This is a genomic window from Candidatus Cryosericum odellii, from assembly GCF_003570935.1.
Classification (GTDB): domain Bacteria; phylum Caldisericota; class Caldisericia; order Cryosericales; family Cryosericaceae; genus Cryosericum; species Cryosericum odellii.
In genome coordinates this window covers 1-6,528 of record NZ_QXIU01000154.1, presented here as the reverse complement: position 1 = coordinate 6,528, position 6,528 = coordinate 1, and the positions used below count along the sequence as shown (strand labels likewise).

At 57.3% G+C, this 6,528-nt stretch carries 8 protein-coding genes; 6 read left to right on the top strand and 2 right to left on the bottom strand.

All coding sequences use genetic code 11. From position 1 onward, the window contains the following. The 6 genes from SMC5_RS06450 to SMC5_RS06425 form a co-directional block, all read left to right on the top strand. A partial coding sequence (locus SMC5_RS06450) for a TetR family transcriptional regulator C-terminal domain-containing protein (protein WP_133299179.1) occupies positions 1-474 on the top strand: 474 nt, incomplete at its 5' end. Then, the gene (locus SMC5_RS06445; protein ID WP_119087764.1) at positions 471-1,514 is read left to right on the top strand and encodes an NAD-dependent epimerase/dehydratase family protein; all 1,044 of its coding nucleotides are present in this window, start codon (positions 471-473) and stop codon (positions 1,512-1,514) included. The genes SMC5_RS06450 and SMC5_RS06445, both read left to right, overlap by 4 nt. Before the next feature lie 114 nt (positions 1,515-1,628). Beyond that, a complete protein-coding gene (locus SMC5_RS06440; protein ID WP_119120047.1) occupies positions 1,629-2,621 on the top strand; it encodes a ketopantoate reductase family protein in 993 nt (330 codons plus the stop codon). Continuing rightward, on the top strand, positions 2,618-3,208 hold the full coding sequence (gene plsY / locus SMC5_RS06435; RefSeq protein WP_119087763.1) for a glycerol-3-phosphate 1-O-acyltransferase PlsY: 591 nt from the start codon (positions 2,618-2,620) through the stop codon (positions 3,206-3,208). Before SMC5_RS06440 ends, plsY begins: the two co-directional genes overlap by 4 nt. 70 nt (positions 3,209-3,278) lie before the next feature. Beyond that, positions 3,279-3,620 carry a DUF3795 domain-containing protein gene (locus tag SMC5_RS06430; protein ID WP_165846605.1) on the top strand — a complete coding sequence of 114 codons (342 nt, stop codon included), beginning with the start codon at positions 3,279-3,281 and terminating at the stop codon, positions 3,618-3,620. Positions 3,621-3,692: 72 nt separating this feature from the next. Continuing rightward, complete coding sequence (locus SMC5_RS06425) at positions 3,693-4,619, top strand: GNAT family N-acetyltransferase (RefSeq protein ID WP_119087761.1); 927 nt, start codon at positions 3,693-3,695, stop codon at positions 4,617-4,619. Here the strand turns inward: SMC5_RS06425 and SMC5_RS06420 are convergent. Beyond that, positions 4,616-5,476: an SDR family oxidoreductase gene (locus tag SMC5_RS06420; protein WP_207799116.1), complete on the bottom strand. Its 861-nt coding sequence runs from the start codon at positions 5,474-5,476 to the stop codon at positions 4,616-4,618. The genes SMC5_RS06425 and SMC5_RS06420 overlap by 4 nt on opposite strands. 20 nt (positions 5,477-5,496) lie before the next feature. Then, positions 5,497-6,528, bottom strand: a 1,032-nt coding sequence (locus SMC5_RS06415; RefSeq protein WP_207799115.1) for a metallophosphoesterase, incomplete at its 5' end; no start/stop codon positions are given.

Here is a 6,528-nt window from a genome sequence, read left to right as displayed (position 1 = left end):
GGCGCATTCTATCATCATTTTCCCAGCAAGGGGTCGGTGTTTGTGGCACTGCTCAATGCCTGGTTGGCAGAGCTCGATCGGCAGTTTGCTGCAGCGCAGACGGGTGGTGAATCCGTGCCGCGGCAGGTTGCGGCCATGGCAGCAGGTGTGAACGAGATTTACCACGTGGCCGGTACCAAGTGGAACATCTTGCTCGAATTCTGGGCCAAGTCCAAGGCGGATCCCGAAGTGGCACGCAGCACCGTCGAGATGATTCGCAGATACCAGGGGTTCTTCCAGCAGTTGCTGGACCGCGGCGTGTCTGAAGGAAGCCTGCGGGTGGAGAATTCGAATCTGGCAGCAACCCTCGTGCTCAGCGCCGTGCTGGGGCTGCTGCTCCAGGGCATCCTGGACCCCGAAGGTCAGGACTGGGGAGCGCTCATGCAACGTGTATTGTCGATGCTCATGGAGTCCATGAGCGGAGGGAAACCATGAAGGTCCTCGTAACGGGCGCATTTGGAAACGTCGGAACGTATGCCGCCGATGAGCTGCTGAGCCGTGGAGCGACCGTCCGTTGTCTGGACATCCCGTCGTCCCTGTCGAAGCGGAAAGCCCGGCCCTATGCCGGCAAGGTCGAAATCATCTGGGGTGACATCCGCAACACGGAGGCCGTCGCACGTGCCGTGCAGGGTGTCGATGCCATTGTCCACCTGGCTTTCATCATCCCGCCCAAGAGTGAGCAGTGCCCCGCGTGGGCTGAGACCATCAACGTCGGTGGCACATGGAATCTCCTGCAGGCAGCGCTTGCCTCGAAGAGCAGGCCTCGCATTGTCTTCAGCTCTTCCATCGCCCTGTATGGTCGTACGCAGCACCTCGCACCACCCCGCAAGGCTGACGAACTGCTTCACCCCTATGAGGACTACGCCTATCACAAGATGACCTGCGAACACATGCTGCATGCGTCGGGCCTGCCATGGGTCATCCTCCGGTTCGGCGCCGTCCCTCCCATCGAATTCGGCGAGCTGGACCCTCTCATGTTTGAGGTGAGGATGGACGACCGTATGGAGTACCTGGCACCCATGGACGCCGGCGCAGCGGTTGCGGCGGCAGCGATGCTGCCTGGACTGGAAGGAAAAACACTGATGGTCGCGGGCGGGCCGTCCTGCCAGGTGACCGGACGGCAGTTTATGCAGCGCTCGTTCGACGCACTGGGCATAGGAATGCTGCCTGAGTCGGCGTTCTCGCAGACGCCGTTCCATTGTGACTTCATGGACACCGAGGAGAGCGAACGACTGCTGCACTACCAGCATTACAGCTTTGACGAGACACTGGCGCTGCAGCGGAGGACCCTGGGATGGAAGAAGCTGTTCGTCCCCATCGCACGACCATTTATCCGTCGGAAACTGCTAGCCATGTCACCCTACTACAAGCGTCACAGTGGTCAAGAAGCCCCGAAGGCAAGCTCCAGACCTGTCCGAGTAATTCCCTCTATCGTCGACCGGAGCAACGGCGCACGATCAAGAATTAAAGCGTAATGTACGGACATGTCGCAGCGTCAAGGAGGGAGTATCCATACCCTTCAGGGGGCAATGTTCTGAAGTAGCTGCTGTAATGACCATTGAAAACGTCCGCATGGATATAATAGTGACATGACAAAGAAGATTGCTGTTGTTGGTGTTGGTGGGAGGACGGGAACGCTGTTTGCCCATGAGATGCGGAACTCTGCTCAAATACTGGGAGTTGCAAGGCATGCGCAAATGGACAATATTAAGGATGGCAACATCCTTATTGCAAGGCAAGGGAGCAAGCCGACAAGATTTGAATGTGATGTCATTGAAGAAGATGCATTTACCAAGGAAACTGCCCCGGATTTTATTCTTCTGACAACGAAAAATCCCGTTGCCCCATCAGTGAGGTACTACTACCAAAGAGTACGACAAGAAACCCCTCCTGACTTGATCTTGTCTCAAAATGGTGTTTTTGCAGCGGAAGAGGCAAGAATCGAACTTGAGAGAATATTCGGTTCGAATGCCCAAAGGATCAGAATAATAAGGGTTGCCCTGTTTAACCCCGTTTCCATGGAAAAAACCGCTGACAATACGGTAATTTCGTATTTTGTACCAATAAGATTGGCTTTCGGAGTGGCGTTTGGGCCTGACAAGATACAAGATCTAAGAGAACTTTTCCTCGAGGCCGAACTTGAAGCCGAGGAAATTGCATCCGAAAATGTCAAGAACATGGAGTTTTCGAAGCTCTTTACGAATCTGTTGGGAGTGTCTTCCTCTTCGTACGGGTTGACTATTGAAGAGGGTTTTGCAGACAAGAAGGTTTTCGAGGAAGAAATTGAATCGTTGAGAGAGTATGCAAGAACAGTCAAAGAAAGTGGAGGAAGATTTTTGAATTTGCACCACTATCCAACGCGCCTGTATGCTTCTTTGCTTGGCTCTCTTCCTTTGCCCCTTCTGAGCCTTTTCAGAAAGCGGATTGCCAAAGCAATTGCGAAAGGGAGAGGAAGGAAGGAAAAAGGCAACATTGACGAAATTGATCACTATAACGGTGCAGTCGTAAAAATTGGGGAGCGATTCAACATTGATACTCCGGTGAATAGGAAGATTTGCCAAACGATGAAGGCAAGGGGATGATCGTGTTCATTGCGCTTTTGATTGCCGCCTATCTTCTGGGCTCTATTCCTTTTGGTTTTCTGGTGGGCAAATTGAAGGGAGTGGACGTAAGGACGATTGGCTCAAAATCTGCCTCATCGACAAATGTCTCAAGGGCGCTTGGCTGGAAATGGGGGGTTGTTTCGGCACTCCTCGATTTCTCAAAGGGTTTTTTGCCGGCATATTTAGCCAAGACACTCTTGTCGAGTCACTGGCAGATTGTGATTGTCGCATTGCTTCCCACCGTTGGACAGGTCCTCCCAATCTTTCTTAGATTCAAAGGAGGAAAGGGCGCTTCTACTTTCTATGGTGCGACTCTCGCATTCATCGGGCCACGGTATTTTGTCTGCTTTTTCCCTGTCTTGTTGCTCATCTTTCTTGTGACCAGGAAAACGAGTTTGTCTAACTTAGTATTCTCGTGGGTTCTGGTAGTTTTGATGTACATCTTCTTTCCATTATACTACGCTGTCTTCGCTTTGTTGGGAGCATCCTTCCTGGTGTTTGCTTTGAGGGACAATATTAGAAGACTTCGCAAAGGAACTGAGCCTGATACACCCATTACTTGGTAACCAGACACTTATTCTTGAATCTAGTCGGACAGGGCGGGGTGAGATGACTCACCAGACAAAGGAGAGGGATATGGAGATGATCGCAGCGTGTGGTCTCGTTTGTACGACTTGTCCGGCATATGTGGCTGGCAGGACGACTGACAGGCCATTGCAGGAGAAGACGGCCGCCGAATGGTCGGCAGGCTACGGCATCGAGGTCAAGCCCGAGGACGTCGTCTGTGACGGGTGTCAGTCGACTGGACCACGACTGTTCTCGCACTGTGCCGTCTGCGACGTGCGGGCATGTGCCCATGGCAAGGGCTACGCTACCTGCGCCGAGTGCGGCGAGTACAACGAGTGCAAGACCATCAATGGGTTCTTTGGGTTCTGTCCCGAGGCGAAACCCGCCCTGGACAGTCTGAGAGCGAAGTAGACGGATTGATGGTTGCAGTTCCGGACCGCTGCAGGGTATGCGGCGGCCTCATGACGTGCACTGGAGGAGCGCATGCCGACTGACGACGATGGCATAATGGTACCAGTCTGGCTTTCGACGCAGCAGGTCAGCCAGGTTCGGGCTCTCGCGGGCGTCTGTGAGGGAAGAGACGGCTACTCGATGGAGGCACGGCTGGACTTCGGCACGCTGGAGACACGGCCGGAGGGTTCAGTCAGCGATGTGTTGTGGTACGAGAGTGGACAGCTTGTTGGGTTTGCGGGCATGAACAGTTATGGTGACCCCTCGGAAGTCGAAGCAACTATCCTTGTCCATCCCGACTTTCGGAGGAAGGGTATTGGCCGCCGTATGGCGCGAGTTGTGGTACGGGAATGCCAGGAACACGAAGTGAGACGGCTGCTGATCGTCGTGCCGCAGGAGTCGCGGGAAGGCCCTACGTTCGCCGCGGCGATGGGGACGCGGCACTCCCACAGCGAGTACACGATGGACCTTGATACGAGGCGGATTCCCCCGTTTGAGCCGATTCACGACGCGGTGGAACTCCGGCCTGCAGGTGCCGAGGATGTGCCCGTCATGGCGGCGATTGTTGCCTCAGCGTTTGCAGAACCGGTTCAAGAAGAGGAACAGGCCCTTGTGCGTCTGATGAAGGATCCTATGCGGACGACCTACCTGGCGGCCCAGGACGGGCGGCCCGTCGGTGTCATTCAGTCGGCCGTCAGTGATGGCCGTGTGTTCATCATCCACTTCGCAGTGCGGCCCGAGATGCAGGGACAGGGTATCGGGCGACAGATGTTGATGGCCATTGTCCGCGGCCTGCAAAACAGCGGCAGCCAGTGGATCACCATCGAGGTCGAGACAGAGAATCGGAACGCCCTCTCTCTTTACCAGCGGTGCGGGTTCGTGACGATCAACGCCACGGACTACGAACTGCTGGAGCTGCCCAGGATCCCCACGGCTCCCGAGCTCCTGTTCGACTGCTAACTGCCGGATTTCGCAAACAGGCCCGTCAGCTCCTCGCTGATGCGCCAGAGGCGCTGCTGAGCGGCGACGTCATACGATGCGCGCGAGGACCGGACCGCGTGTCTGCGCTGGAAGTATCGGCCGGTGACTCCCTCGACATCAGGTGATGACGCTAGCCAAACGCCGGTATCCGCGCCCTCCTCCGGGCTCACGGCAGAGAACCGGTCCATCATCCGTTTGGCTGTCCTGATGAGCCAGCCGCTGTCCATGCAGATGTTCGTGTGCACCAGGCCGGGGTTGATGGCGTTGACCGTGACCCCGCTTCCCTCCAGTCGCCTCGCCAGTTCATAGACGAACAGCAAGTTTGCCAGCTTGGACTGCGCGTATGCCTGCTGCGAGAAGTAGAAACGCTCGCCCTGCAGATTGTCCCAGTGCATGCGCCCGCGCCGGTGTTCGTAGGAGGAGGTCACGATGACGCGCGACGGCGCGCTGTCAAGCAGGACGGGAAGCAGTAGATTGGTGAGCAGGAAGGGAGCCAGGTGGTTGACGGCGAAGACTTCCTCGTACCCGTCGATGGTGGCACGCCGTGTCGGGAACACCGTTCCGGCGTTGTTGACCAGGACGTGCAGGCGATCCCAGTGGGCCATGAATGCCCGGGCAAGACCGTTCACCTCCGCTATCGACGCCAGGTCAGCGCACAGGAAGTGCACGTCTTCGTTGGCTGTGCGTCGAGTGATGGCAGACACCAGGTCCTGTCCGCGCTCCGCACTGCGTCCCGTGACGACGACCGTCGCCCCCATACGGGCAAGAGCTTCTGCCATGGCTGCGCCAATGCCGCGTGTGGCGCCTGTCACCAGGCAGACCCTGTCCTGTAACATTCGGGACGGTTCCATTTCTGTTACAGAGGTTTGATGGGGATGGAGTAGACGCGCGCGGCGGACACGCTGACCAGCTCGCGTTCGGGATAGCGCAGTGCAGTCAGGCTTCCTCCGTGGACGCAGCCGGTGTCGATGTTGATGGTGTTCCCAACCCAAGCCGCTTCGGCGATGGGCAGGTGTCCCCAGACAACGACCGCGTCGCCCTCGTATGCATGTGCCCAGTCGGCGAGGACCTTGAGTCCGAAGTCGTCTCGCTGGCCGGTCGGGGAGCCGAACAGCGCAACGTCGCGCGCCCGTGGCGAGTCGATGCCGTGGAGGTCCTGGGGCAGGCCTGCATGTGCGACCACCAGATTGCCACCGTCCAGGACGAGGTGTGACGGCAGTTCATCCAGGAACTCGCGGACAAGCGCCTGCATCTCCTCTCCAGCCGCGTTCAGCTCCTGCAGTGTATGGTCGAGTCCATTACTGATCTTGACTGGGGCTCCCTGCAATGCCCTGAGCAGCTTGTCGTCGTGATTGCCGAGCACGGTCAGGGCAGCGCCTGAGCGGACCATCGCCATGACGACCAGGAGCGTACGGACGTTGTCAGGTCCGCGGTCCGTGAAGTCGCCGACGAAAACCGCCGTCCTGCCTTCTGGCGCCGTAATATGGGGAATCAGGGAGCTCGGGTTCTCAACCTTGTAGCCCATGATCCTGAGCAGTGAGAGGAGTTCATCACAACACCCGTGGAGGTCGCCGATCACGTCAAAGGAGCCTGCTCTGTCACGCCACAGGGTCGGCGAGGGATGAGAGGGCATTCCAAAGGCGTCTGCCTCTTCCACGGAATGTAACACGATGACGTGATCGAATCCTTCATGACTCAACACACCCTCGCTGACAGGCGCCTGAGCGTGCTGGCGGTCCACGACGAAGTCGCCTACGACGCGGTCCAGCCGTTGCCGGTTGCGCTCCTTGCACACCTGGGGTGGAAGCTCGAACAGGATAGCCATAGATGGACGGTGATAGCGGGCTGCGAGCTCCAGCAGTGGCCGGCGTGCCTTTGCCTGCACGTT